Genomic DNA, 26,938 nt, shown 5'->3' with positions numbered 1-26,938 from the left:
TGGCATTTTCTTAACTAGTAGTGACATCAATTATAAAGTTTCTTCTAACCACTTGAAGAATTCACGCTGCCAGACTATCCCGTTTTGCGGTGTCAGTACCCAGTGGTTTTCTTCAGGGAAATAAAGAAAACGGCTTTTCAAGCCTCGTAGTTTAGCAGCTTGGAAAGCTTGCATCCCTTGGCTCAGCGGTACACGGTAGTCTTTACCACCATGGATCACGAACATAGGCGCATCCCACTTATCCACATAGCTGATTGGGTTAAACTGATTGTATGCTTTGCTGATGGCCGCATTGTTTTGCTCCCAGTACGCGCCACCCAATTCGTTGTTCACAAAGAACATTTCTTCGGTTGTGCCGTACATACTGCGCAAATCAAAAATGCCACAGTGCGCGATAAAAGTTTTGAAGCGGCCATCATGATTGCCAGCTAAGTAAAACGCAGAATAACCACCAAAACTTGCACCAACTGCCGCGATACGTTTGTTGTCAACGTATGACTCTTTCGCAACATCGTCGATTGCGTCAAGGTAATCTTGCATTACCTTACCACCCCAATCTTGGCTGATATCTTTGTTCCATTTCACACCGTGCCCTGGCATACCACGGCGGTTTGGCGCAACCACAATGTAGCCTTGTGATGCCATCACTTGGAAGTTCCAGCGGAAGGAATAAAACTGAGATAACGGCGACTGTGGACCACCTTGAAGGTATAACAGCGTTGGATATTGCTTACGCTTATCAAAATTAGGTGGGTAGATAACCCAAGTTAGCATGTCTTCGCCGTCTTTTGTCTTCACCATTCGCTTTTCAACGTTAGGTAAATCCAAATCAGCATAAAACGCCTCGTTCACATTTGTCAGCGCAACAAGCTTTTTGCTATTCAGATCAAAGCGGAAGATCTCTTTTGCTTGATTCATGCTATTACGAGTAACAACTAACTGATCATCTAAGGCAGCGACAATGCTATTTACATCAAACATGCCCTTAGTTAGCTGCTTAATTTTTGGATTGGCTTTGGTTTTGCTGCTCACCGCTACTTGAAATAGCTGGATTGTCCCGTCAATTGGTGCAATAAAATAAATATGCTTGCCATCGTGACTCCACTCAAAACTGCTTACCGTGCCGTCCCAATGCGCAGTTAAGTTGACTTCTCTGTCACCCAACTTAACGATAATGTCATTTTTATCCGCCTCGTTACCCGCTTCATCCATACGTAAGAAAGCCAGCAACCCTGTCGATGAGAACTCAGGGCTTTTATCATAACCCAAGTTTTGCTCGGTTAGATTGGTGGTTTTCTTACTGGCTAAGTTATAACGATAAATATCTGTGTTGGTGCTGCTCGCATATTCTGCGCCAGTCAGCTTTTTACTGACGTAGTAGATATTTTCACCTTTAGGGCCCCAAACATAATCGCTTGAACCACCAAATGGTGACGTCGGACTATCAAAAGGCATCCCTTTCATGATGTCGACTTTTTCTTCAGTAGTCAGGTCCTGATAGAACACATGTTTAACACTGCCGTCTTTCCAGGTATCCCAATGGCGGTAATTTAAATCATCAAATACATAAGCATCTGCTTGCGTAAGTGCTTTATGTCTATCCGTCGCCAACACAGCTTCAACATTGACGGTGTCATGAAATAGTTTTTTGCTGCCATCTGGCGAAATGTTGTCGTCTGACAATATCCCTTGATACGCGCTTAAAAGCTGGGACACCCCACCCTTTAACGGCACTTGATAAACTTTGCTATCAAAGTCATTGTTTTCAACACTAGGCGTTGTAACTCGATAAATCACATGGGTTTTGTCTTTAGATAACCCAAGCGCACTCACGCGCTTTACTTGCCAAAGCTTGTCAGGGGTCATTACCTCTTTGGCAACCAACCCAAAACTTGGTGCTAATCCTAAGCTAGCACATAAAAGAATTCGCAACATCGCGAAATGCCTCCAATAATCAAATCCCACCTAGACTACATAAAGCGGGAAGAACTTAAAAGCATTCGCGATAAGATACTTTCGTCTCTAGCGCAAGTCACGAGCAAGCAGCAGAAGTTGCTCAAAATAAATTTACGTTGTGCTGTAAGTTGGCAATTCGGTATTTTCTGGGTGTTTGGTTAAACAATTTCTTAAACGCTTGCACAAACGCAGAGTCAGAAGCGTACCCCAACTCGATAGCAATTTCCTGTATGCTCTTTTGCGACTCTAACAATTGCAAAGATAAAACTAACCTCACATTTTGTCTCCACCGTGAAAATGATTGGGAAAACTCTCTTGAGCACAATCGCGACAAAGTGCGCTCAGAAGCGCCCACTTTTGTTGCCCACTCCTTTAACGTAAATGGTAAATCCGGTTGCTCTTTAAGCTGTAAGAAAATGGATAAAAGACGTTTATCGGTAGGTATGAGCAAAGGTATTTCATAACGGTTTGCGATCTCGATCTGATCTCGCAATACCGTTAGCAAATGTGTGATATTGGACTCTGCTTGAGTGAGCGTCTCGTTTTCAAATAGAAGCAGTATTAATGCTTTAATAAATGGCGTTACCAGACAGGATTTTGGTTTGTCTCCATACTGAACATATTTGTCGGGATTAAGGTAAATCGCCAAAAACTGTGTATTTGTAATCGCTATGGATTTATGCACTGTATTTGCGGGTATGTAGAGCATGCCATTGTGAGGAACAATCCCGCTTTTATCGCCGATACTTGATTGCAGCAGCCCCTGCAAAGGAAACACAATTTGATGCCACAAATGTGAGTGAAAGTCATCAATATAACCAGAAGCCATATTCGTCGTTTTGGTTATGATTTGTTTATTAGGAGAACCTTTGATGAGGTCATTAGCTTGCATCTTGGCGACTTATCAACATTAAACGTCTGTTAGTATAAATTACGCCATCCAAATTTAATATACCATCTACAGCCTATCGTTAATTAAAAGGCACAAAGATGCATATTCACTTTATCGTTCATGAACATTTTGAAGCGCCCGGCGCCTATGAATCGTGGGCAAATAAACGCGGCCATACCATTACCTACTCGCGAGTTTATCAAGGAGAACCGCTCCCAAAAAATGCCAAAAACCTAGATTTTTTGATTGTAATGGGAGGACCTCAAAATCCGTCGACAACTATTGAGCAATGCCCACACTTCGATACAAAAGGTGAGCAAGAAGTCATCTTGAACTCGATTACCGCCGGAAAAGTTGTGCTTGGTATATGCCTAGGGTCGCAACTCATTGGTGAAGCGTTAGGTGCAACATTTGAACCTAGCCCTGAACGTGAAATAGGAAAATACCCGATAACCTTGACGGAAGCTGGGATGACACATCCATTATTTAGTCATTTTGGAAAAGTGTTGAATGTCGGTCATTGGCATAATGATATGCCGGGGCTCACCAATGGATCACAAGTGATTGCATATAGCGCGGGGTGCCCAAGGCAAATTGTCGCCTATCGCGACTTAGTATACGGCTTTCAGTGCCATATGGAATTTACCAAAGATGTCGTCGCATTACTGATTGAAAATGACGACCTCAGTGACGCTTTACAGTATCGATTTGTAGATGAGCCAGACGTTTTACTGAGTCATAACTATGACGAAATGAACCAAAAACTGCACGACTTTTTAGACAAGTTAGAAAGCTTTTATAAATCATAAAAATGAGTGTTCATCATACTATTTAACCTGAGATTTGAATCAGATAGCCAAGAGCGGAATTAGAACATCTTTTTCTGTTAAAAGTAAATGCAGACGCCTGGGATGGACGGGAAATGTCTAATTTATCAATGTCAAATCAATGCACTCTGGCTGTAGAAAGCTTGAGGTTAGTTTCATAAAAATCCACTTAAATATAAAGAGATAGTCTGTTGTATCTAAAGTTAGAACTTGCGTATAACGGCGACTGATTCGAAAATTCCTAAATTTACATAACAAGCGTTTTGTTAAATACAAAAACTGTATTAGAATTGCTCCATTGACGAGCACTGGCTGTTTAGGTTCAGGCTGAAGCCTGTGTTCGATGTTAGAACAACTTTACTGGGGGAACCCGATGAAAAATTTTCCAAACCTGTTAAAGGTAATCTTTCTCCTTTTCGGATCTGTTGTATTGCTTGTTGGATGTGAACAAGCCCAACCTGATGTCCAAAAGCAAGTGTCTAGGCCAGTTAAACTGTTTGCTGTGGAGCAAACCGCAACAAGCTCAACTTACCGCTATCCAGGCAGTGTGTCTTCTGTTAAAGAGACTATTTTGGCATTTGAAGTTCCGGGAAAAGTGATTGATTTACATATCAAAGAAGGAGACTTTGTCAAAAAAGGTACGGTATTAGCGGAATTGGACGATCGTGACTATAAAGCACAGCTAGACAGTGCTAAGTCAGATCTTTCCGTTGTTAATGCAGATTATCAAAGGTATAAAAAAGCGCTAAAAGCAAATGCTGTTACTGCTCAGACGCTGCAACAGGCTAAAAGGAACCTTGACGTCGCATTATCGGCTTTTAATCAAGCAGATAAGGCGTTAATGGAAACTAAGTTAATAGCACCATTTTCCGGGCGCATAGTGACAAGGGATATTGAGCCCTTTGCTACTGTGCATGCCAAGCAACCGATCATGCAAATCAATAGTGAAGCTGGGTATGAAATGGTAGTAAGTGTGCCTGAATCCATTTGGGCGCAAGGGGAAAGAGTCAAATCTGCCGCTGATATTAATCTTGAAAATCAATTAGTTGTTTCACTGAGTGCATTTCCCGATGAACGGTTTGAAGGCACTATTACCGAATTTTCTGGGCAGGCAGATACCGTCACTAGAACTTATAAAGTCAGAGTTGCCTTTAGCGTACCAGACAATGTATCTGTTAGCTCAGGTATGACCGGCCATGCTATTTATACCGAGCTTAATGAGCAGAAAAATACACTCTTAATTCCACTGGATGCCGTTGTAGGTAATAGCGATAACTCTGCCTTTGTTTGGCTTTATGATCAGATACAAGGGAAAGTGACCAAACAACCCATTACAGTTGGCAATATCACAGATAAAACAGCTCACGTTGTTTCTGGGTTAAAGTCTGGCGATGTAATAGCAGTATCCGGCGTGCATAGCTTATATGACGGCTACCCTGTTTACCCTATGAAGGATTAAATCATGAGTATTGCAGCCGTAGCTATAAATAACAGAGTTGTGACGCTGGTTTTAACCGTAGTTATGCTCATTTCTGGCCTGTACATTTTTAATGGTATGAGTCGCTTGGAAGATCCTGAATTCACCATAAAAGATGCATTAATCATCACGCCCTACAGCGGTGCTTCAGCCTTGGAGGTCGAGCAGGAAGTAACAGAGTTACTTGAAAAAGCAGTGCAGCAGTTGGGTGAATTAGACAAGGTAACTTCAAAATCCGAACGGGGTTTATCAACGATAACGGTAACTATTAAAGAGAACTATAACAAGGAAACCTTGCCGCAAGTCTGGAACAAATTAAGGCAGAAAATAGATGACGTGAAACCGTATTTACCGCCAGGTGCGGGTCCTTCGTTAGTGATGGATGATTATGGTGACGTTTACAGTATTTTTATGGTTGTTACTGGTGATGGTTACAGCTTTAAAGAACTAAAAACCTACGTTGACAACCTCCAGCAGCAACTATTGCTTGTTGATAATGTGGGAAAAATAACCACTTTCGGTGAGAAACGGGAAGCGATATATATTGAGTTTAATCGCGCCCGTATGGCGCAGTTAGGTATGTCGCCCGATGTAATCACGGCGCAATTAAGCAGCAAAGGTCTGGTGGTTGATGCAGGTAAAGCGCATGTCGGCAGCGCTAACCTTGCTATTTCCACAACAGGTGCTTTTACGCAGGTTAGTGATTTTGAGAAACTCCTGATTACCCATGAGACGAAACAGTTTTACCTGGGCGACATTGCTCAGGTAAGCAGAGGTTATGAATCGCCAAGTTCGCAGCTTATTTACTATGATGGCAAAGCCGGTATCGGTTTAGGCATTTCTACCGTTTCTGGCGGCAATGTTGTAGAGATGGGGGAAGCTGTTTTAGCTAAGTTGTCGGCGTTAGAAGTTGAGCGACCAGCAGGGATTGAGTTGGGCTACGTTTCGCTACAATCAGAGGGCGTTAAAGAAGCCATCTCTGGCTTTACGTCAAGCCTGGCGGAGGCTGTGGTCATTGTTATCGTGGTTTTACTGTTCTTTATGGGACTACGAAGCGGCCTACTCATCGGCTTTGTATTAATTCTAACTATCGCGGGTTCATTCATCTTCCTTGCTCCTATGGGCGTAGCGTTAGAGCGTATTTCTCTTGGAGCCTTAATCATTGCGCTCGGTATGTTGGTTGATAATGCTATTGTAATTGTCGATGGCGTGTTGATAAGAATGCAAAAAGGAGAAAGTGCTAAAAGTGCCTCCCCGAAAGTGGTGAATCAATCGGCTTTGCCGCTATTAGGTGCTACTTTAATTGCAATATTGGCTTTTGCTGCCATAGGTACTTCTAATGATGCGACAGGTGAGTATTGTCGCTCATTATTCCAGGTGGTAATGGTATCTTTGTTGTTAAGTTGGGTAATCGCTGTTACCGTCACCCCGCTGCTATGCGTGATGTTTTTAAAAGCGCCAGAAATCAACGACCCAGCAAACCCATACCAAGGCACGTTTTACACCAAATACCGAAACTTCTTAGCATATTGTATCAGGCGCAGGTATTTAAGCTCTGCATCTGTGATCGGCGTTTTTGTGCTGTCTTTGTGGGGCTTTTCGTTTGTTCAGCAGAACTTTTTCCCCAGTTCAACGCGCGCTCAATTTATGGTTGATCTCTGGTTGCCACAGGGAACACACATAGAAGACACACAGAAAAATGCTCAATCAGTTGAAAAATACTTATCGCAATTAGCCAATATTGAGCACGTGACGACAACCGTTGGCGAAGGTGCGCTGAGATTTCTGCTGACATATCAGCCACAGCAGCCCAATAGCAGCTATGCTCAATTTTTAGTCGATGTTAACGATTACAACACAATTAAAACGTTAATTCCTAAAATTGAAACAGATCTATTACAACAATTCCCGAATGCGCTAGTTTATGCCTCACCTTTTGAACTTGGCACTGGCACAATTGGCAAAATCCAAGCAAGGATCAGCGGGCCTAATACTGACGTTTTAAGAGAAACATCCGATAAAGTATTTGAGGTGTTCTCTAAAGAAAGTAACGCCAAAGGAGTCAGAACTGATTGGCGAAACAAGCAGTTGTACATTGAAGCAGTGCTTGCTGAAGAGCAGGCAAATGCCAACGGCATTAACCGGGCAATGGTAGCCGAAGCCATCAAAGAAGCTTTTGAAGGCGTTACAACCGGCGTATACAGAGAAAACAATTTACTGCTGCCAATTATTGTCAGGGCTGAAGCAATAGAGCGCTCAGACATCACTAACATAGACAATCTACAAATCTGGAGCCCTAATGCGCAAAAAATGATCCCGCTAAGGCAGGTTCTGCTGGGCTTTGAAACCAAGCTTGAAGATGGCTTAATTCTCAGAAGAAACCGTGAGAGAACCATCACTATTTTCGCTGATCCGATAACAGGCACAGCATCCGAGCTGTTTGCCATGTTAAAACCGAAAGTAGAAGCTATCCCATTGCCTTCTGGTTATACCCTGGAATGGGGTGGTGAATATGAAGACGCCAGCAAAGCAGAGCAGGGGCTGGCATCGAGTATTCCTGTGTTTATATTAGCGATGATCTTAATAACGATAGTCATCTTTAACTCGTTAAAACAAACCTTAGTTATCTGGTTATGTGTTCCGCTTGCTTTAATAGGTGTGACAGCTGGCATGTTGGCAACCAATCAGCCTTTTGGCTTTATGGCATTGTTAGGCTTTTTAAGTCTGATTGGCATGCTTATAAAAAATGCCATAGTGTTGGTCGAGGAAATTAACTTAGAGCAAAGCGAGGGAAAACCTCTGATAGACTCGATATTAAATTCCGGTGTAAGCAGGCTACGCCCTGTTGCTATGGCAGCGCTTACCACAGCTTTAGGCATGATCCCGCTTATTTTTGATGCATTTTTTGTCTCTATGGCAGTAACCATTATTGCCGGTTTGATATTTGCAACCGCGCTAACAATGATAGTGTTGCCAATTTTATATGCGCTGATTTTTAAAGCGAAAAACCCTTAGCACAATATTCGGAACGTAGTGTTGACCGTGTGGCATGCATCACACGGTCATTGCAGGTCTAAGCAAAGTGATTATACCTTTTTTAAACTGAGTTATTTTGTCTGCAGACAGCCTGTTGGGATATATGGATCGCATTATCATCAGGCCATCTCCCATAGCACTGAGCTGTTCAGCTAGTATGTCAGCAGGAATGTCATTTCTGATTTGCTGAGTTTTTTGACCATTTTCTATGAAAAGCTGTAGTTGTGAAATGAAAACGTCATAACGCTTTTGCGCGTAATTAACAAAGGATTCATCCTCAGCAGCATAAGACTGGATTTGTAAAAATGCTTTCCAAAGGTTGCCGTCGTCATTATAAGTCCAGCTAACCCATTCTTCTATCGCCCGCTCTACATCAAAGTCAGTATTCCTTGCCAGTAATAGTGTAAACCGTCTAAATAATTCATCAGATATTCCCTTCATTAACTCACTTTTATTAGCAAAATAATAGGTAATCGCACCGGTAGTTACCTTGGCTTTATTGGCAAGATTACGCATTGATAAACCTGCATAACCTTCATTGGCGAGCAAATCAATCGCAATATTCAACAATTCATAGCGTTTTTCATCATGATCTCCGGCAGGACGTCCGCGCGAAGGTTTGGCAACTTTGGTGGTCTTCATACCTATCCATTTTAATAAAATTATTCGTAAAAAATTTCAATGACACCCGCTAAACGTTTGGTCTACACTTTTGACTAAAGTCTTAAATTAAACCTTCTTAACAGAGTACAAAATTTGTTTCCAACAATTTTCGCATCAGAACCCAAAGGTAGCAACAGGGACTTCAGCAATGGCAAATAGCAATAAATCATCTTTAGCTGCCGTATTTGACATGATCAAGCTTGAATCAAACGCGGTATATCTACAGAAAAAATTTCTTGACCACCGAATTTACACTGTAGCGATATTACTGTTATTAATTCCGCTAGGATTTACTGAAGGGTTGTTCGACTATAAGAATCAACCAACAGTAGAAGATGAGCTATTCCACCTCAGACTGTACCTGTTTTTACTCATCATACCTGCAATTTCAGTTTATAAAACTAAAAGCTTTAAAATAACCACAATAATCATTACCTTAACAACAGCCGCTCTCGCTTTTCATGCAGTAAAAGCAGCTGAGATATTGGGGGAGGAAGCTCTGCATACAGTAACTACGGTAGCGGTTTTTCCATTTCTTATATTTTTTATCCTGATTAGCGTGTCTGTTTATATTCAAATCACTTTTTTAGTTTTGGCTTTTTTGTTTGTTATTTACTTCAAGCTTGCACAGTCAACGAGTGACGTATTGCACGACACGTATTTTCAAATAGCATTTCAGTACAGCCTAGCGGCGTTGTTTGTCATGCTGATATTTTCGTGGAGTTATTATCGTCGTTTTTGTCTAGAGCTTGCTTTAGAAAAAGGCTCAAAAACCGATCCTTTAACCGGCGTAGCAAACCGCAGGCATTTCGACATTGTGCTTAAAACAGAGGTTAACCGAAATGCCCGTTCAGGGAGCAATTGTGCCCTCATTTTATTAGACATTGATCATTTTAAGCGTATCAACGATACCTATGGCCACCCGACTGGTGACCGCGTTATCTGTTGCCTTGCAGATACCTGCGTTACTCTCTCCCGGCAAATTGATTTAGTCGCGAGACTCGGCGGGGAAGAATTTGCAATTATTCTGCCCAACACCAAAATTGAAGACGCAAAAAATCTTGCTGAGCGGATCAGACTACACGTCGAAAATATCGAAGTAAAAAGTGACTCGGAAGAGCCTGTAAAATGGACTATAAGCCTTGGAATATCCGCTTGGCATGCTAGCCAACAAACCAATCAAACAAAAGAATGTTCAGCTGAGAAAATGATTCAGCAGGCAGACACAGCGCTTTATGAAGCCAAGAATAGCGGACGCAACAACACTGTATTGTACAAGTAGAGCTAACTAAATCATCAGGTCTAAGGTCTGGATACGACTCCAATTTGCCCATAGATTAATCAAAAAGTAACTCCGTCCTTAAGTTACCGTTCCAAGCCGCTCCTCTTCGTTTCGCTGCTAAACTGCCTTTTTACCTTGATGCCGCCTCATTATGTTTGATACTAACATCGGGTCTAAGCACCTCAATCCACTCTAAATGCGTGATAGAACAAGTCAATGACCCCCAACCCCAACCACAATTCGCATCTATATTATGATGGGTGGGTGTCTTCCATTCGCTTATATGAAAAACAACAACTTAAACAGCATTTAAATATTTAAAAATACTTTACCCATCTCGCTGATGTTTTTCGTTTATAGCCTGCAAACCATTTACATAATGGGTATAAAAGCGCGCTTAAAAACATTGCGAATAGCCATATCTGCCAAACATGATAAAAGCCAAAATATGCAGTTTGACTGCTACCATAGTGCTGATTCGCACCAAATAGCCATTGTGCCAATATACTAAGAACAAGTAGCGCGTATAGGTGCGTAATGTAGAAAAACATCGGCGCTGACCCTAATACTCGAACCGGCTCTAATACTCTGAGCGCATTAGTCTCTAAAAACGCTAATACGAATGCACCAACTCCCAAGGTAAGTAAAATAAAATCGAGAGACGGCGGATATTTAGTAAAGTTAAAAAAGTCCATTGTAGTGAGAAGTGTTGTTGCCTGTTGAGACCAATCAAGTGTTTCTCCGTATAGATTTAATCCTCTTAAAACCAGTAACCCGACTAATAGCGCAGCTCCGCTTTGCAATAAAATGGTTTTACGTGCTTGCGATGACACTGAGCCTGAAAATAAAGGCCCTACCGCATAGCCGCACAAGATAACGCCAATCCAAGGTAAAACTGGATAAGACGCTTTTACGTTAACAACAGCATCTGTTACTAAATAACCTCGGTCATGCAGAATAGTCCAAACGGTATAACCTATTTCGTTCGGTGCAAACTCGATGGGCGACAATAAATTATGACCAGCAACAATACTTACACCCAATATTACAATCACCCTGCGGGGTAAAGCGACCATCAGTGCCAATACCACCATACTGACGCCAATTGCCCAAATAACTTGCAAGTACAGTGTTTGATACGCGCCAAACCAAGAAAAATTAACCAGTGTCATTTCAAGTAAAATTAAAAATAGGCCACGCTTTAAAAGAAATGATTGGGCCGACCGCTTTGCACCATTCGCGGGGTTTTCATACAACCAAGCCGATAAACCTGTCAAAAAGACAAAAATAGGCGCACAAAAATGGGCACTTAAACGGGTAAAATACAGATCTGGACTCGTGGTATGAATGTCCATTGGATCAAGAACTGGTACATGCAAGAAAAACCGCTCTCTCACATGGTCAACCAACATAAATAGCATCACGATGCCACGCAGTATATCGATAGAAGACAACCGTGTTTTACTGTTTTGAAGATTATTCATTACACTCTTTCTCGTGTTAAAAACGAAAAAACAGTCTAAGTAAAATGACTCAGACTATTATTCTCTCGACAAGCAGAAGACTTAAAATATGCTAAGACTTTACGCTCGTATTAGGGATCAAAACTGATACTTCACACTTGCGCTGTATGTTGTAGGTGATCCCGGCATGGTCCATAGTTTGTGATAGGAGTTTTCAAAATAGGTCTTATCAAACAGGTTGTTGATGTCCAGTTTCACACTTACCTTGTCATTTAATTCAACCGATGCCGATAAATTAACTAGCGTATAGGATGGCAAAATGAAGTTTGCGTCTGTTGTTTCGCCCAGACGATCACCCACATAATTCACGGTTGCCCCAAGATAGGATTCTTTTCCTAAAAGTGTGGTGTAATGCTTCAGTGAAACATGACCAATATGGTCTGCAACATTAATCAAACGTGAGCCTTTGGGAATAGGCACGCCCCAGTCTGCATTAATCACATCATTTGCGGTTTTTGCGTCGGTATAAGCATAAGCAAGCGCGAGCACAGTATCGTCGGTTAATTCAGTCGTTAATTGAAATTCAATACCTTGGCTTTCTACTTCGCCCAAGGTTGCCGATAAGCCGGTGTCAGGTTCAGCGGTAAGCATATTGGTTTTTTGCGCATCAAAAAGTGCAATGCTACCCGAGAAACGATCCGCAACACCTTGCCATTTAGCGCCAATCTCAAATGATTTAGTTTCCTCTGGTTCAAACGCATTACGATCAGAATCTAAACCTGGATTTGGCCTAAACCCTTCTGCGTAACTTGTGTACAGATTAACTTTGTCATTCGCGTTATAAATAAAACCCAAGCGTGGCGTAAACTCGGTTTGCTCTTGGCTTTGCGCTTCATCACTACGAAGGTTAAGAATGTCTTGCTCAAATTTATCAACACGGACACCCACTAATACTTTCGATTTTTCGGTCAGTTCGATCAAGTTTTGAGCATAAATACCAAGACCTTTTTGGTTTTCTTCGGTCAACGTTTTTAATACAGGTTCTGGTTGTGTTTGCGTGTAGTCCGGGTTATTTGGGTTAATGCTATAGGTGGTATCGCCCGACCCCCATGCCGTACGCCATACTTTATAATCAGTATCAATGTCAAAATTATAGTGATCAACGCCCACTAGAATATTGTGCTTTACACTACCTAATTCAATTTCACCACTGAGTTCAATACGCGCAGAAACATCCAAAGCCTGGTAGTCTCGAGCACGTCTTTGACGAGAAAGTAGGCTCGCGTCTGTGTATATCAGCTGTCGACCATCTGATAATTCAGTATCTGAAGATACACCTTCAAATGAAGAATCTCGATAAGCAAACCCGGTGAGTATGTGCCAATCATCGCTTACCTTATGATTTAACACTAACTGATGACCTAAGGCTTCAACTTGGTGCGCACCATCACGAATATCACCATAAAAAGCGTCCGTGTTAACGTCATCAAAGTTATTATTTAGAATATACACACCTCTATCCAACGGCTTTTTCTGATCGAGTACTTCCATTTCATAGCTCAGACTCGTGTCATCAGAAATATTCCACAGTACCGACGGCGATAAGTGCAAGCTATTGATTGAAACATGGTTCCTATGTGTGTCTGAATCTTCATATGCGCCATTTAGTCGATAAGCAGTTTCTTTGGTAGCTGAGTTTGTGTAATCAAATTCAAACTGTTTTTTACTGTAATTACCAAACGTTGCTTGAATATAACCTTGCTCTTCGAACTGAGGCTTTTTGGTAATGATATTGATAGTGCCACCGGGCTCCCCTTGCCCATATAACGCAGAGCCTGGACCTTTCATGACTTCAATGCTTTCGATATTGGCTGTACTTCTATTGCCGTTGTAGCCTCGAGAATTAAAACCATTGACAAGATAACCTGATGGATTATTTTCATCACCCGAGAAACCACGGATAGCAAAGCTATCAAACATGCCTCCAGAGTTATTTTGCCTAACAACACTCGGTGTGAGTTCTAACGCTTCCATAAAGCGAGTAATACTTTCGCTTTCAAGCAGTTCTGAGCTAATGGTATCGACTGCTTGAGGTGTTTGAACTAAAGGTACATTACCACGATAGGGCTGCCGAAACTGTTTAATCTCTATATGCTCTATCTCCCCGTTTGGGCTACGATTTGAAGCTGATTCTTGCGCAGTGGTGCCATTAGCCACCAAAATGAGGGAGAGTAGTAATTTTTTGTTCACTGGTATCTCTATTTTCTGGAATTTAAATTTTGATACAATATAACATACCGCCGCGTATTATTGTTATTTAATAAATTGTCAATTGACGCTTTTTTTGTGTATTTGGTCGAAAGCTCTCACTTGCTTGAGCGCGCAGCACTGACACTTGGTAGTATTTTCCTCATGCTGTTTGTGCTGTTACAAGGCGGGAATATTTACGGTAAAACGGTGGCATGGTGACACTTTAGCTCAGTGATGCCGAAAGTAAGGTCGGTATTTAATGTGACGAAGTGCCCACCATCACTTCACTTTATTCTCATCACATTCGCTGCAATGAATTTAAGCTTAGCTATGCTAGAAAGGCTACGCAAAAACGTAACCCGTGCACCAAGAGAATAGGCTCGGTTCCCAGCACACCTTTGTTTTCTGCATTTGTACGCGCTACTTTTACGTTACACACTAGCCAAATTATTATTAGGCACAAATCATGGGGAATATTTAAGCGTTGACCACTTTGATTGGGGTATTGTATTGGCCTACAAAATGAATTAGCCACTAAAAACACGTTGATCCATCACCTTGGTTGCAGTATTTGTAAAAAGCGACCGAGAACAGTTAAAAATAGCTGGAAATATAGTATTGGCGCCTCACATCCATGCTAATACTATATTTCCATTATTACCGCACACCTTGCTACAACAGACCCGAAATAGAATTTACTAAACCTTGAACTAGCTTAGGTCGAGCCTCAACAAATTCTAGATTTACTTTATTCGCTGTAGAAACGATCCGTGTTTGATACTTTTTACGGTCGGTCACCTCGTTTGAAGTCACCGATTTATAGCCTGAGTTACCTTGCTTTAGTTTAGCTCTATTACCTTCTTGTACTTCGACACCCGATTTCGCGCGCTCAGAAACCTGTAAGTCAGTAACAATATTAAAATAAACGTCTTCCACCATTGCATCAGCAACAAAGCCCGCAGCTGCGCCAAGCAAGCCTGCAGCAGCTTGTCCTCGACCACTACCAAACTGAACACCAACAATAGCACCCGCTACAGCCCCACCATAGCCTTGGGCTAAAATTCCTCGATTTTCATCAGCGGTTGTTCTGCCAGCTTTGAGAATATTCGCTTGGATCCAAAAGTGCGCTGCATCTGGGTCATTAACAACCTTGTAGCCTTTTGACAATAATGCAGTTTGTATCTCGTTAGCGATGACTAAATCCTGCTTATCCGATGTGTTTCTGAGTTGCAAAAACACTGTGCGCTTGTCCTGACTGACTGGATCTAGAAATATAGAGTCGCTCATTTTAGTTTCAACTCTTAAATCTCGCTTTTTCACCGCAGTGTGCATCGCATTACACCCAGCCAGCTGCACTAACAGAAAGAGCAAACAAAGCAGTAAAGGCAAATTCCAAACGCCTGATATAGATTTTCCTGTAGATTGTTGTGATATAGTGCCGTGTTCCATGTCCATAACCCTTTTGATTTTATTAACACCTAGTTAATTTATTCAATGAACCGATACTGAACAAGGTGGAAATTTCGACCCTGTCTCATGCTGTTTTTTTCACGCATTCTTATTTTTTCAAAGCAACTTGATCTCGCTCAAATACATAAGGATGGTTATGGATCTGCATAAATACATTCCTCTACGCACAACCCTAATTACGTTGTTAACAGGCGCTTTAGTCGCATGTGGTGGGGACTCAGATAACGATATAAATAAACCAACGAACAGCCTACCGATTGCTCAAGCAGGAGAAAATCAAACGGTCGATGAAAAGGCAACCGTCACATTACACGGTAGTGGCACAGATAACGATGGGGTGATTAAAAGCTACCAGTGGCAGCAACTTTCAGGCCCCCCAGTTTTGCTATCGGACCAAAGCAACGCAATTTCCTCATTTGTGGCTCCAGATGTCACAGAAAACGAGGAGTTAAGCTTCGAATTAACAGTTATTGATGATGAAGGAGGAAGTGCTACTGATCAGGTAGTTGTCACCGTAAACAACCTGAACAACATAACGATTCAATTGCAAGTACCTCAGAGCATCGCGAAAGGGTCGTGGGCACAATTAAAAGCAGATATATCGAGTGCCGTTGAAATTGACAGCATCGTGTGGGAAGAATCAACAGATATAGAGCTTAACATTGATAACGATAAACCTGATTTTGCTTCACTAAAAATCCCTGAAGACTACACTGGAGATAACCTTGAGTTTACGGTCACAGTCTCAGATAAATCAGGCTACTCTATCTCTGCAAGCGCCAATGTAGAAGTTGCTGAAGCAATAGATTTTGTTGACTACACAGGTGACCATGATGAGCAACCGCTTGAAGATGCTGAAGTCATCGCTACATTAGACCCGAGCAGCGAATTGAAGCCGGCAACAAGAGCCGTTGACGGTTACACAACCTTTATCGTTGATGGCCAATCGGGAGTAGAAATTACCCCAGAGATGGGTAGGCTCACACTCACCGCAGGTGCGTTAAGCGACATACAAGTCGGTGATATTATAGTCGGTGTCACCACTGATGGCGACACCGGGTTTATGCGTGAGGTTCTTGATATTAATGGTAATATTTTAACTACCTCGCAAGCACCATTACACAAAGCTTTTCCAGATGCAGACGTTAAACTAGACCTTGTTATCACGAACCAAGCTGCAACACTTAATCAGTCGATTTCAACTGCTAATAATACAGTACAGTCGAGTGTAGATGTTCCTATCTTAACGTTCTCAAGAACACTGCAACAAAAACTAAGCCCTGAAGTCACGTCTGTTGTAGAACTAAAGATGAACTCAAGCGCTCAGATAGGAATAGAGTTTTCAATTATTCGTGGTGAGGTAACTCACTTTTCTACAATTGCTCAAGCAGATTACCTCACGAATACTTATCTAAAAGCGAACTACAGTTACAAAGGAGGCCTGAATAAAAGCAAGGTATTCAATCCCATTATTAACAAAAATGTTAAGCTATTCGTGGGGCCTATTCCTTTATTTTTAAACGTCAAATTACACCCACAACTTGGCGCTAATGTTATTGTTGCTGGTAAAGCAAATTTAAAGATGGGTATTAGTGCATCAGGAAACTATAGAACCGGATTCAAATATCAAAACGAAAAACTGAGCCCAGTTCACAGCTTTGTGCCTGTCATATCTCAAATTGGACCTGAATACGAACTATCAGGTGAAACATCAGCAAAAGTAAAAGCAGAGCTACAGTTTATGCTTTCTGCTTACGAGTTGTCTGTACCATTACCATTTGGGAATAAGATAGAGTTAGATGGCCCTGGAGCAGGGTTAGCAATGGGCCCATATGCAAAATATGCTGCTAAAGCAAACTACAAAAGCGCAAATCATGAGCCAAATTGTAAACTTGAACTCTCAGTAGGATTAGGAGTTAATGCCAACCTAGATTACGGCTTTGTAGGCGATATTCTTGGGCTGACAAGTAAAGCTAAGAAGAAAAAGATTCCTCTTTATGATTTGGAGCAACCAATTTGGGGCTCTGAAGTATGCCCATTTGAGACTCAATTCAATACGCTTACAGGTGCTATCTCCGACGTTGACGGTAGCCCCATATCAGACGCTGATGTGTCACTAACAAGCGTAAGCACTGGCCTTTCTCAACAATTATCATCCGATACCAGTGGCGCCTTTAGTTCTCCACCACTCGCAGTTGGTGATTATCATGTGATCGCTTCTAAATCGGGTTTTCAACCAGAGCGCATTACAATCACTGTTACCGAGGACACCAACCAACCAGTTCAATTAATTCTGCTCAGTGGTGAGCCCGTAGATGGTAGCAACCCAATTGACGACAACCTAGGCAACCCGCGCAAGCAGGCTCGTGTCACAGGAGACCCAAACTTACGTACGTTTGACGGCTTAAACTATGGATTTAATGGCGTTGGTGAGTATATCTTAGCCAAGTCCAATATCGACACTTTTGAGATTCAGGGCCGTTATGTCGCAGTCCCTGGCAATCAACACGTGTCTTTCAATGCCGCTGTCGCCGCAAATGTCGCAGGAACAAGAGTCACCTTTTACCCCAATGATGAAGGCCTTGCCGTGCTTATTGATGGTCAATTACAAACATTGAATAACGGTGCTAGTGAGCTTTCTAATCAAGCAAGTATCTTTAAACAAAATAATCGTCATTACGAAATAACTTGGCCAGACACCTCATTACTAAAAGTGTATCGGCGGGGTGAATTTGTCGAGACAGAAGTGCTTTTACCAAACTCTCGTGCAGGCAGCGTTAATGGGTTACTTGGATACTTTGATGGCAACGTCGACAATGACTTAACGGATGCTAACGGCAATCAAATTGAAGACAAAGGTAACTTCAATCAACTTTATGATATTTACGGCAATAGTTGGCGTGTAACATCCGAATCCTCTTTGTTCGACTACTTCAATGATGAGACCCCTGAAAGCTTCGTTGACCTTAACTTTCCACGAACATTGTTAACTCAAGCGAGGTTAGAGGCACAAATTGGTAGTGCGGAATATCAACGGGTTAAAGAATTGTGCCAAAAGTATGTAAGCATAAAAAGCAGGCTTGAAGCATGTATCATAGATGTTGCTTTAACAGGAAACGAAAGCGATTTAAGCGCTTATCGCGCAATTTCGGAGCCAACATCTGAGTTAACATTAAAAGTTCCACCACAAATCACAATATTGTCTCCAACACCTGGCGCAATTTTGAGTAGTAACATCTTAATAGAAGGCAAGATTGAAACAGTTCAATCAAGTATCGCCAAATTATTTATTTCTATAAATGGAGAGGCTAAAAGAGACATTACCTTTGCGCTTAATAGTGGCAGTTTCGCACTCACTCAACCAGCGGAGTCTTTTGTTCAAGGTGAAAACAACATTATACTCTATGCGACAGATAGTCAGGGGAGCCGAGCAAATTCAATTATTGGTTTTACGTTTGACAGTAACGTCGCACCTGCAGCTGGTGGAGATTTAATCGTATTCAATGATGTCAATATTCTAGATAATGAGCGGATTTACAAAGCTGATAACACGCAATTTGCGAAAAACCTAGCCAGTTTTTCAGGAAACAGCCTCCGTGCCCAAGGTTCTAAAATAGTCCTAGATCGATCTCATGATTCTCGCTGCAGTTGGTCATGCCAATCTATTAATTACCTGTACAGTACTTGGGAAGATTTAGGCTTTGAAGTTATTACATATCAGTCTCTAGAAGATTGGGATCTTGATGACCCACAAATAAAACTTATCGTACTCTGGACTCCACTTAACTCATATTCTCCGGATGAAGTCAGTCGCTTAAAACAATTTGCTGCACAGGGGGGAAGAATTGTATTTGTCGGTGAGCACGAGCTGTTCTATGGGCTAAAAGGCATTGAAGTTGAAAACAACTTCCTTATCAGTATGGGGGCATTTATGCGTAATATTGGAAAAGATGTATACGGCGGCAACCATTATTTTGATGTCGGTGAAGATAACCAACATCAAACAGTTCAGAATGTAGAAACTTTGGTATTCAACAGAGTATCCCTACTCTCTCTCGGTCCAAACGACTACCCTTTGGTGAAGAGTGCCGATGGTTTAGACGTAATAGCAGGAGTTGCACGTATTGATATCAATAATCAATCCAATGAACGCCAACAATATTACTTTATGCTACACCAGAGTAATAAGCCCAAAAACCCGCCATCACCTATCGTAAGTGATCGCTCAACAAACTAAAATAAAGCAGGCCCACTCATGCACAATTTGATGAGTGGGCCATAAAACCTAGCCATAGTTGACTTAATTAGAGACCACAGCTAAACCACCAGACGTTAATAAACCAGATTAACAGGGCTAAATTAAACTTGGCTGTTGTATGTGTGTTAAAAAGCGGACGTTTGGTACTAACTCGCCTTCGCCCCAAAACAAGCTAGAAAACTTTGCTCAACGGGGTATCATCGGTTCTGAGCGAATACTGCTTAGTCAGCATAAATTTGACGATATGGTTTAAAAATGGCGAACGAGTTCTCATTGAGTTAGCTCTAAAAGTTGACTGTATTTATATACAGTTTCGCCGTATTTCTCCTATAGTCAAGAAAACGACCCTCTGGGTCGTTTTTATCCTTTTCATAATGATGAAAAATATCTGTATAGCAACAAGTTAGTTATTATGATAAAACTGGTACAATGAGATTAATGACCCATGACTCGGTAGAGAAACGACCCATTGGGTCGATATTAAATTGTTATACATCATGAATAGAGAGTGTGCATATGGAATGGGTTTATGAAAATAAAGATTGGCTTTTTAGTGGTGTGGCGATTGCAGTGCCAATTGCGATTATTGGATGGCTGATTTCTTCTCGTAAAAATAAACAAGTTCAAAAAGGTGGAGATAATTCAACCAATATACAAGTAGGCGGAAGTTTAAATATAGGCGGTAAAAAGGATGCTGAGTAAACAGAACCAAAAAGGCGGGGATAACTCAACAAATATTCAAGCTGAAACTATGGTCATGCAAGTCGGTATAGATGAAAAGCGTGCAAGAGAAGTGTTTCAAGAAATGAACTTGCAGTTAAGGAAAGAATATACTCAAGAAGCATTAGATATTGCCAATGCTAGAGTCTCTGAGTTCGAAAATAGCTTAATGCCTAAAATGGAACAAGTTGAAGGGGCTCTGGAGGCTTTTGCTGACCCAAGTTTTCAGTTGTTAGTAGTTGAAGCACAAAAGACAGCAGCCTCAACAGAAAGGCCTGCTGATTATGACTTACTGTCCGAACTACTCGTGCATAGGTTTAAAAAAGGAGACGATCGTATCGCTAGGGCTGGTATTCATCTAGCGGTAGATATTGTCGATAAAATCTCTGACGAAGCACTACTGGGTTTGACCGTTGCTCATGCTGTAAGCAGTTTTTTACCTTCAACAGGTGATGCTCATCGCGGTTTGGATGTACTAAATGCTTTATTCGGGAAGATTTTTTACGGAACTTTACCCAAAGGTCAAGAGTGGCTAGATCATCTTGATATATTAAACGCCGTAAGGTTGAGCACTTTTGGTCAACTTAAAAAGATTCAACAGTTCTATCCTGAAGCTCTATCTGGCTACGTTGATACAGGAATAGAAAACGAATCTGAGAATCATAATCGAGCTATAGAAATATTCAAAAAGAATAATTTACCTCAAGGTTTACTTGTTGAACATTGCTTCAACTCTAGTTTTCTTAGACTGCCTGTATCCAACCGACAACAAATAGATTCAATAACTTTGCAGCAACAAATAATCCATCAAGGTCAAATGATATTGGTTCCGGTAAAGTTATCGCCTGAGCAAGTTGATGCTATCAAATCGGTATACGACCTTTATTCTAACGACGAAAGCGAAAGGCAAAAAAATATTAAATCATTTATGGTGGAATGGGATAAAAGACCTAATTTAAAAGTACTAAAAGACTGGTGGGATGATATTCCAATGATTCTTAATATAACATCAGCAGGCAAAGTTCTTGCTCACTCTAATGCTCAACGGTGCGATAATACACTTCCACCAATGAGTTAATGATGTATAACAAAGCATTTAAGAGTGATTCGCAACGCTTGGTGGTTTCGCTTCGCTCAAGTATAGCCAAGCGCCGCTCACACCTTAATGCGGCGTTAGCTGCTCCATCGTAGCATTGTGCTTAAATTGAATATACAAAAGGAAATATAAGATTGGAAAATGTGTCAAACAACCAGATGATTATCGTAGTTGGGATGGTTGCCATTTGGTTGCTTAGTTTATTCTTTGAACAGTCTAGGTATTTTCATAGAAAGCTTTTCAGAAAAGTTCTTTATGAAAATACAGTAGTCAGAACTATAAGAAACAGGTTTTTACAAGTATTCTTGCCAGGTTTGACAGGTGCATATTTCATTACATTAGATGTATGGGGAGAGCAATGGGATATAATAAAAAACCACACAGATAAGCATGAAGTCGCATTTTCAATCTTAATTGTTGTTTCATTGCTAGCTTTACTAATCCGAGGCATTGCGGATTGGTATGAAGAACAATCTGGGGATGCTTACAAAAAGTTTCTTGAAGGCTTTGCATTGCTTACCACAAGGGTGGTACAAAAAAAGTTAGATAGATTTAAAGACGAATCTGGGAAGTTAAAGCCAAACGGAAATACTTTCAAACAAATCACTCAACCTAAAGAGCAGATAAACTTAATTTTAGGTGAAATTGAATCGCTATTACTAAATAATTTTTCCCTTAAACGTAATCAAATCTGCATAACAATAATGCACAATGATCCCCAAAGTGACACTTGGTATTACGAATACGAGACTAATCGAAATTGGAAGCACACAAAAGCGATCAAGCTGATCGAAGGGAAGTCTGCTGCCGCTGAGTGTCTTTCGATTGGAGAGCCTGTTTTCCACGCATGTAAAAGACTAGCCCACAAAAAGGGAAAATACTACTTGTCCGAAAGGGATGGTCGTACCGGAGATGGTAGTGTTTTTTGCTATCCAGCTTTCACTGTTAACAGTGATTATAGAGATAACTACATTATTTCAATTGTAACTTACGGTCGTAGGCTATGTGACCCTTTGGATGAACAGCAATCAGAAGCAATATCAGAAATTTTCTCGGATATTTGCCGAAGAATAGATTTAGAACTTACACTAAACTCAATTAAGAAGTGGCAGTATGAGTTTCACACAAACAAATCTAGGAGTGTGGCATGAATCAAGTCATAAACTTTATTGTAAAAATATTTAATAACGATATAAGTGATAGAGAGTTGCAGTTAAAAAATGACCGAGAATATGTAATTCAATTTGCAACTTCTATCAAGAAAGCTCGCAAAGACATACAGGTACGAGATTACTCAGTTAGTCGAGAAGAGCAGCTAACAAGCAAATCCAGCGGACTAGCTAAAGCTAGCCGCTGATTTGGGCGTTATGTGATTTATTAAATAAGAGGCCAGAATTGAATAACAAGGTTTGGTTCCAATTAGTAAAACAATGGAAAGAGTCTGGAAGAGGGGAGTACGGACTTACTTTTCCATTTTTAGTTGGTGCGTTGGCAAGAATTCAAGATCGAGAACCAACAGAAGAATTTATTACGGAGTTGTTTGCATCGATTATTGATAACCCGGTTGCTGGTTTTTATGGAGAAGTTAGGTGGTGTGGGAACATTGATGAGCCTGTCATTTCAGTAAATCCACTTGAACGGCTAGCAACTGTTATTATCAAAGATAGCTTCAAGCATGGTGAAGTAACCACTTTAGCGTTTACTACCGATCTTATGAATATGTTTCATCTGAACTGCAAGGATGCTAATGAATGCTTAGGTCAGCTCATTGAGCTTACTAATAATATAACCCAAAAATCAGTATTCTCGAAAAATGCAGGTTCGTTTACAGACTTCACTGAAGATGACTTGAATTTCATTTCGGAAGTATCTGGAGTAAAAATCACATAACAAGCAATTCAATAGGGATAAAAAACTTGCGGGCTATTCGCTTCGCTCAATTTTAGCCCACAGTTTTTTACCCGTTAATCGGGCGTTAGGTGTTTCGAGGTTTTTGATGATTCTGCCAACCTATGAAAGAGATCATTATCAATTGGATAATGGAGAAGAATTAAATAAGGAATATCCAGACACATTCTGGATCCCTGAAAAAGAAGACAGGGAATCTCTTAAAGTAGGCGATTTGGTAAAGCTAATTTTCAGCATGGAAGAGAACATAGGTTCTGACGAAGTTTCGGTTGAACGTATGTGGGTAGAAATTACAGACGTTTACCCTAATTACTATAAGGGCAAATTAGATAATGATCCTGCCGGCAGTGATTGTGTGCAGTGCGGACAACTTGTCACTTTTCAAGCTTGTCATGTAATAGATATTTACGAAGAAAACACCTAACAAGTGCCTAAACCAAGGACGTAAAACAGCAGGCTTGCGCTCCTTCGTCGCTAATTATAGCCTGCTATTTTGCGCCGGTTAGGCAAGCGTTAAACTCCAGAGGAGGCTATGTTGAGTAATCAATCAGAAGGTAAAGACTTTTTGACTTGGTGGAAAGAGGACTTTGAACCGGCGTTGATGGCAACTCGCAAAGCCTTAGAACCCCATATTCAGCAGTGGCGTCAAATTGCACTGGCTGTAAACAAGGCATTGAATGAGTTTGTTGAAGAGCATAGGGAGAGCATTGAACTTTGGACTCAGTTTGCAAAAATATATCCCCAACTCGAACCCTATATAAATAACATTTCTTCTGGGCTCAATGATCCGGACTTTGAAATTGCAAACGATGTAATTGAGTTGGCTCATATCTTCGCAGCTATCGATTTGCAAAAAGATCCGAGTGCAGCATCCATCCTTGATGTTATTTCCAGTGAAGCGTTTCAAAATTCTCTCATCGACTTCTACAGCAGCATGAGTTTGGATGCTGATCGGTTGCCTTTGATCAAAGAGGCTTTAGATTTACACAACAGCGAAAAGTATGCCGGTAGTATTTGCCTGCTCTATGGTCAAATTGAAGGAGTGTTAACCGAGTCGTTTGAAAAAGCGAATTACATAATAATAAATCAGAAAAAAATAAATCCGGTAAAAATTGATGGTTCCGTAAATAATAAATCTAACCTCACGGGGCTAGTGCCAAAGCTTGAGCACGCAATAACCCGGCAAGATCAGCTTCAATCATATTACTCAAAAATAAAAACCTACGAACTTGTTGCGGGTGACGCCGAAGAAACTATTCCAAAAACAAGAAATAAAATTCTTCATGGTGGAGATTTAGGGTTTAATACCGAAAAACGAAGCGCCCAACTAATACTGTGGTTGTACTCCACAATATTGCAGGTTCGAGTGCTAGGAATTTAATAAGGTCAGGCACGGCGCCGACCTTCGGCTCTAAATTGTTTTTGTCCATAAATAAGTTAGCATTAATATCCACTCCTCGCTCAGAGGAGCCTGCCATATTGAAGATAAACTCGTCCGTTAGTACGATAAATCAGATATGAAATACTAGCGTTAAATCAACTAAAGTAGTGCCCTAGCGAATAGAGCAATTTATCTTTTGGCACATTTCCATGCTTTTTTCTAAACTTATCAATTACTTTTGCAGCGTAGCGATAGGTTATTCCAATATGATCTTCAATTTGCTTCATCGGTTTCCCCGAAACCAAGTATCGCATCACTTGACGCTCTGTATCGCTCATTTTTATATAATTGTCGTATAACTCGGCAACTAAGTTTGGATCTGAGAAGATTTTGCTGTTCAACGCCGAGCAAAATAACCCGATTTGTTCTTCATTTTCCTGTACCAGATGATTAAAGTCTTTATCACTTAAATTGCTATACAAAGTAACACAAGCGTAGCCTCTGTGGTCACACATGAGCGGGACGACAAAACCGTTATTGAGACCAAATTCGTTTTTTGCATGGGTCAAGGTAGCAACTTGTAACTCTGTGGGGTTGAAACCATGTAGGTCCCGCCACCAGTTTATTGGCTCTCGATGACCAGCAAGTATTTTAGCTACGAAGATATCTGTCTCAGGCTTAAAAATTTCATTTTCCTGATAGTACTTTAAATAATCGAGAGGGGCGTTTTCGGTGGCTAGTATGATAGGCATTTGGTTCAAGTGTTTAACAAATTCATGGCTTGGCAAAAAACCATAAATTGCGCTATCAAATCCGATATGTGATATGGCACGATAAAAACTTGCAGTGTATTCTGCTTGATTCGAAGCATTCAACAAATCGACTAGATCTTGATAGCGCATTTTTATTTTCCTACTTTTTAGCTACGATTAAATTCATTGCACCATGAAAGTGAGTGCAGTCTCGGTTTGTTACAGACAGTCCAGCTTGTTCTAGCCAACCTTCAACTTTATCTAAAGTATAAAACGAATGTTGGTATTGTGTGACAAATTGTAAATTCAATCTCTTAAAGTCTGCAACAGCAGGATTGCCACTAAATTGCGATTCATACAACTCAATCATCATTTCCATGTGAGATTTTGTCATGTTTTCATTGGGGTTTGCGATAATTAACAGACCACCCGGAGCAAGTAAGTTATAGCAGTGTTTAAAAACCAAAGACGGATTATCCATCGCGTAAACACTGTTTATTAATGTAATCACGTCGTATTGATGCGTATTAACAAACTCTTCTAGTTGGACATGAAATGCTTGAAATCGCTGTGGTTCTTTCAGTCTCTGCAAATTGGCGTTGGCTTTTTGCACCATATCAAGAGATGTATCGACGCCGTGATAAGTAGAAACCTCACCATTAACAAAAGCGGCTAAGTTTCCATTTCCACATCCAGCATCCAGTACAACTCCTGACAACAGCGGAGCAATTGTATTATAAAGTTCAACCTGTGGTGGAGTAATAATAGAGTCAAATGCACTACTATATTCATCCCAATGAGATTTATTCATAATTTCCCTTTTAATTAGACTATCACTCTTATTAAAGCAAGATGATAAGTTTCGATTTAGGAAGCGAAGGCCCCTTTGCTTTATCTCTTTCGTTTCAACAACTAGAGCAGATATTTTTCTATCAACCCCAATATCATAGTTGCAATCACTTTTAATCAGTATAGCGTTAAATAACTTTTTATAAAAATCAACATTTCCTCTCAGGATAAAAAACAACCGCTCATAACCCATCTGTTGTGCTTTATCTAATAACAGGCCATAAACGACTCTGGTAATTGCGACATCTTTACTCGATATACTAAGCTGGCCGACAACTGCATCCTTTTTAGGGTCAAAGTCATCGCTTAATGATGCCCTTACTTCTTTCCAAACATCTTCATCTTCATACGCACTGCTCAGTCCAAAAGTCGCTATTGGATTATGTGGAACTTGGCTTATATCACTAAGTAGGTATAGAGAAATACCTTTACCTAAGATTTTATCTTTAGTAACTCTGATAGCTGGAAAGTTTTCCACATAGTTTTCTTTCAACGTTTTAACTGCGACATCAATATTATTTAAATTACATGCTTCTATTTTAAAAGACATAGTAAATTCCTCTCATTCTGCTTTTAAAGGAGAGGTAAAATCTGTCTGCAGCCAGAGTTCACCTTACATCAGGCGTTTGCTTGTTTGCCCGATAGACATAAGGTTAAG

Annotated in this window: 20 protein-coding genes; 12 read left to right on the top strand and 8 right to left on the bottom strand. The window is 40.8% G+C overall.

Annotated features, from left to right (window positions below; all coding sequences use genetic code 11):
• Positions 1-30: 30 nt before the first annotated feature.
• Together QSH61_RS22925 and QSH61_RS22920 are read right to left on the bottom strand one after the other, a co-directional pair.
• Positions 31-1,935: a S9 family peptidase gene (locus QSH61_RS22925; RefSeq protein WP_206472524.1), complete on the bottom strand. Its 1,905-nt coding sequence runs from the start codon at positions 1,933-1,935 to the stop codon at positions 31-33.
• A 121-nt stretch (positions 1,936-2,056) separates the two neighbouring features.
• Positions 2,057-2,848, bottom strand: a complete 792-nt coding sequence (locus tag QSH61_RS22920) for an AraC family transcriptional regulator (protein WP_010603751.1) — start codon at positions 2,846-2,848, stop codon at positions 2,057-2,059.
• Positions 2,849-2,946: 98 nt separating this feature from the next.
• Here QSH61_RS22920 and QSH61_RS22915 point away from each other — a divergent pair, with 98 nt between their 5' ends.
• From QSH61_RS22915 to QSH61_RS22905, 3 genes are all read left to right on the top strand, one after another.
• Positions 2,947-3,657 (top strand): type 1 glutamine amidotransferase, encoded by a 711-nt coding sequence (locus QSH61_RS22915; RefSeq protein WP_206472526.1) that lies wholly within the window; start codon positions 2,947-2,949, stop codon positions 3,655-3,657.
• Positions 3,658-4,048: 391 nt separating this feature from the next.
• Positions 4,049-5,134, top strand: a complete 1,086-nt coding sequence (locus tag QSH61_RS22910) for an efflux RND transporter periplasmic adaptor subunit (protein ID WP_206472528.1) — start codon at positions 4,049-4,051, stop codon at positions 5,132-5,134.
• A 3-nt stretch (positions 5,135-5,137) separates the two neighbouring features.
• The gene (locus tag QSH61_RS22905) at positions 5,138-8,167 is read left to right on the top strand and encodes an efflux RND transporter permease subunit (protein ID WP_206472530.1); all 3,030 of its coding nucleotides are present in this window, start codon (positions 5,138-5,140) and stop codon (positions 8,165-8,167) included.
• A gap of 39 nt (positions 8,168-8,206) precedes the next feature.
• On the opposite strand, the gene QSH61_RS22900 is transcribed toward QSH61_RS22905, so the two are convergent.
• On the bottom strand, positions 8,207-8,830 hold the full coding sequence (locus QSH61_RS22900) for a TetR/AcrR family transcriptional regulator (protein ID WP_010603755.1): 624 nt from the start codon (positions 8,828-8,830) through the stop codon (positions 8,207-8,209).
• Between the two features lie 169 nt (positions 8,831-8,999).
• Here QSH61_RS22900 and QSH61_RS22895 point away from each other — a divergent pair, with 169 nt between their 5' ends.
• Positions 9,000-10,133 (top strand): GGDEF domain-containing protein, encoded by a 1,134-nt coding sequence (locus tag QSH61_RS22895; RefSeq protein WP_206472532.1) that lies wholly within the window; start codon positions 9,000-9,002, stop codon positions 10,131-10,133.
• 317 nt (positions 10,134-10,450) lie between these two features.
• Here the strand turns inward: QSH61_RS22895 and QSH61_RS22890 are convergent, their stop codons facing one another.
• The 3 genes from QSH61_RS22890 to QSH61_RS22880 form a co-directional block, all read right to left on the bottom strand.
• Positions 10,451-11,617, bottom strand: coding sequence for an acetyltransferase domain-containing protein (locus QSH61_RS22890; protein ID WP_206472534.1), 1,167 nt, complete (start codon positions 11,615-11,617; stop codon positions 10,451-10,453).
• Positions 11,618-11,734: 117 nt separating this feature from the next.
• Complete coding sequence (locus tag QSH61_RS22885) at positions 11,735-13,846, bottom strand: TonB-dependent siderophore receptor (protein ID WP_206472535.1); 2,112 nt, start codon at positions 13,844-13,846, stop codon at positions 11,735-11,737.
• Between the two features lie 672 nt (positions 13,847-14,518).
• Positions 14,519-15,295: a complement resistance protein TraT gene (locus QSH61_RS22880; protein ID WP_099031941.1), complete on the bottom strand. Its 777-nt coding sequence runs from the start codon at positions 15,293-15,295 to the stop codon at positions 14,519-14,521.
• 157 nt (positions 15,296-15,452) lie between these two features.
• Between QSH61_RS22880 and QSH61_RS22875 the strand changes: the two genes are divergently transcribed.
• The 8 genes from QSH61_RS22875 to QSH61_RS22840 all read left to right on the top strand — a co-directional run bounded on the left by QSH61_RS22875 (position 15,453) and on the right by QSH61_RS22840 (position 24,679).
• Positions 15,453-19,553, top strand: coding sequence for a PKD domain-containing protein (locus tag QSH61_RS22875; RefSeq protein ID WP_206472536.1), 4,101 nt, complete (start codon positions 15,453-15,455; stop codon positions 19,551-19,553).
• A gap of 537 nt (positions 19,554-20,090) precedes the next feature.
• On the top strand, positions 20,091-20,276 hold the full coding sequence (locus tag QSH61_RS22870; RefSeq protein ID WP_206472537.1) for a hypothetical protein: 186 nt from the start codon (positions 20,091-20,093) through the stop codon (positions 20,274-20,276).
• Positions 20,266-21,372: an LPO_1073/Vpar_1526 family protein gene (locus tag QSH61_RS22865; protein ID WP_206472538.1), complete on the top strand. Its 1,107-nt coding sequence runs from the start codon at positions 20,266-20,268 to the stop codon at positions 21,370-21,372. Before QSH61_RS22870 ends, QSH61_RS22865 begins: the two co-directional genes overlap by 11 nt.
• A gap of 152 nt (positions 21,373-21,524) precedes the next feature.
• The gene (locus QSH61_RS22860) at positions 21,525-22,541 is read left to right on the top strand and encodes a hypothetical protein (protein ID WP_206472539.1); all 1,017 of its coding nucleotides are present in this window, start codon (positions 21,525-21,527) and stop codon (positions 22,539-22,541) included.
• Complete coding sequence (locus QSH61_RS22855; protein ID WP_105216139.1) at positions 22,538-22,747, top strand: hypothetical protein; 210 nt, start codon at positions 22,538-22,540, stop codon at positions 22,745-22,747. Before QSH61_RS22860 ends, QSH61_RS22855 begins: the two co-directional genes overlap by 4 nt.
• Positions 22,748-22,785: 38 nt before the next feature.
• Positions 22,786-23,280 carry a hypothetical protein gene (locus tag QSH61_RS22850; protein ID WP_206472540.1) on the top strand — a complete coding sequence of 165 codons (495 nt, stop codon included), beginning with the start codon at positions 22,786-22,788 and terminating at the stop codon, positions 23,278-23,280.
• A 106-nt stretch (positions 23,281-23,386) separates the two neighbouring features.
• A complete protein-coding gene (locus QSH61_RS22845) occupies positions 23,387-23,722 on the top strand; it encodes a DUF2314 domain-containing protein (RefSeq protein WP_130256695.1) in 336 nt (111 codons plus the stop codon).
• A gap of 108 nt (positions 23,723-23,830) precedes the next feature.
• On the top strand, positions 23,831-24,679 hold the full coding sequence (locus QSH61_RS22840; RefSeq protein WP_010603762.1) for a hypothetical protein: 849 nt from the start codon (positions 23,831-23,833) through the stop codon (positions 24,677-24,679).
• Between the two features lie 155 nt (positions 24,680-24,834).
• On the opposite strand, the gene QSH61_RS22835 is transcribed toward QSH61_RS22840, so the two are convergent.
• The gene (locus QSH61_RS22835) at positions 24,835-25,581 is read right to left on the bottom strand and encodes an autoinducer binding domain-containing protein (RefSeq protein ID WP_174169541.1); all 747 of its coding nucleotides are present in this window, start codon (positions 25,579-25,581) and stop codon (positions 24,835-24,837) included.
• A 10-nt stretch (positions 25,582-25,591) separates the two neighbouring features.
• Positions 25,592-26,830 carry a class I SAM-dependent methyltransferase gene (locus tag QSH61_RS22830; protein WP_010603764.1) on the bottom strand — a complete coding sequence of 413 codons (1,239 nt, stop codon included), beginning with the start codon at positions 26,828-26,830 and terminating at the stop codon, positions 25,592-25,594.
• Positions 26,831-26,938: the final 108 nt, after the last annotated feature.

Origin of the sequence: Pseudoalteromonas sp. JC3 (assembly GCF_030291895.1) — a bacterium.
Lineage (GTDB): Bacteria > Pseudomonadota > Gammaproteobacteria > Enterobacterales > Alteromonadaceae > Pseudoalteromonas.
This window is presented reverse-complemented; position numbering and strand designations above follow the sequence as displayed.

What these genes read in the sequence shown, in the direction of transcription:
- QSH61_RS22925 (WP_206472524.1), bottom strand. Translation starts at nt 1,935, where the DNA reads ATGTTGCGAATTCTTTTATGTGCTAGCTTAGGATTAGCACCAAGTTTT.
- QSH61_RS22920 (WP_010603751.1), bottom strand. Translation starts at nt 2,848, where the DNA reads ATGCAAGCTAATGACCTCATCAAAGGTTCTCCTAATAAACAAATCATA.
- QSH61_RS22915 (WP_206472526.1), top strand. Translation starts at nt 2,947, where the DNA reads ATGCATATTCACTTTATCGTTCATGAACATTTTGAAGCGCCCGGCGCC.
- QSH61_RS22910 (WP_206472528.1), top strand. Translation starts at nt 4,049, where the DNA reads ATGAAAAATTTTCCAAACCTGTTAAAGGTAATCTTTCTCCTTTTCGGA.
- QSH61_RS22905 (WP_206472530.1), top strand. Translation starts at nt 5,138, where the DNA reads ATGAGTATTGCAGCCGTAGCTATAAATAACAGAGTTGTGACGCTGGTT.
- QSH61_RS22900 (WP_010603755.1), bottom strand. Translation starts at nt 8,830, where the DNA reads ATGAAGACCACCAAAGTTGCCAAACCTTCGCGCGGACGTCCTGCCGGA.
- QSH61_RS22895 (WP_206472532.1), top strand. Translation starts at nt 9,000, where the DNA reads ATGGCAAATAGCAATAAATCATCTTTAGCTGCCGTATTTGACATGATC.
- QSH61_RS22890 (WP_206472534.1), bottom strand. Translation starts at nt 11,617, where the DNA reads ATGAATAATCTTCAAAACAGTAAAACACGGTTGTCTTCTATCGATATA.
- QSH61_RS22880 (WP_099031941.1), bottom strand. Translation starts at nt 15,295, where the DNA reads ATGGAACACGGCACTATATCACAACAATCTACAGGAAAATCTATATCA.
- QSH61_RS22875 (WP_206472536.1), top strand. Translation starts at nt 15,453, where the DNA reads ATGGATCTGCATAAATACATTCCTCTACGCACAACCCTAATTACGTTG.
- QSH61_RS22870 (WP_206472537.1), top strand. Translation starts at nt 20,091, where the DNA reads ATGGAATGGGTTTATGAAAATAAAGATTGGCTTTTTAGTGGTGTGGCG.
- QSH61_RS22865 (WP_206472538.1), top strand. Translation starts at nt 20,266, where the DNA reads ATGCTGAGTAAACAGAACCAAAAAGGCGGGGATAACTCAACAAATATT.
- QSH61_RS22855 (WP_105216139.1), top strand. Translation starts at nt 22,538, where the DNA reads ATGAATCAAGTCATAAACTTTATTGTAAAAATATTTAATAACGATATA.
- QSH61_RS22845 (WP_130256695.1), top strand. Translation starts at nt 23,387, where the DNA reads ATGATTCTGCCAACCTATGAAAGAGATCATTATCAATTGGATAATGGA.
- QSH61_RS22840 (WP_010603762.1), top strand. Translation starts at nt 23,831, where the DNA reads ATGTTGAGTAATCAATCAGAAGGTAAAGACTTTTTGACTTGGTGGAAA.
- QSH61_RS22835 (WP_174169541.1), bottom strand. Translation starts at nt 25,581, where the DNA reads ATGCGCTATCAAGATCTAGTCGATTTGTTGAATGCTTCGAATCAAGCA.
- QSH61_RS22830 (WP_010603764.1), bottom strand. Translation starts at nt 26,830, where the DNA reads ATGTCTTTTAAAATAGAAGCATGTAATTTAAATAATATTGATGTCGCA.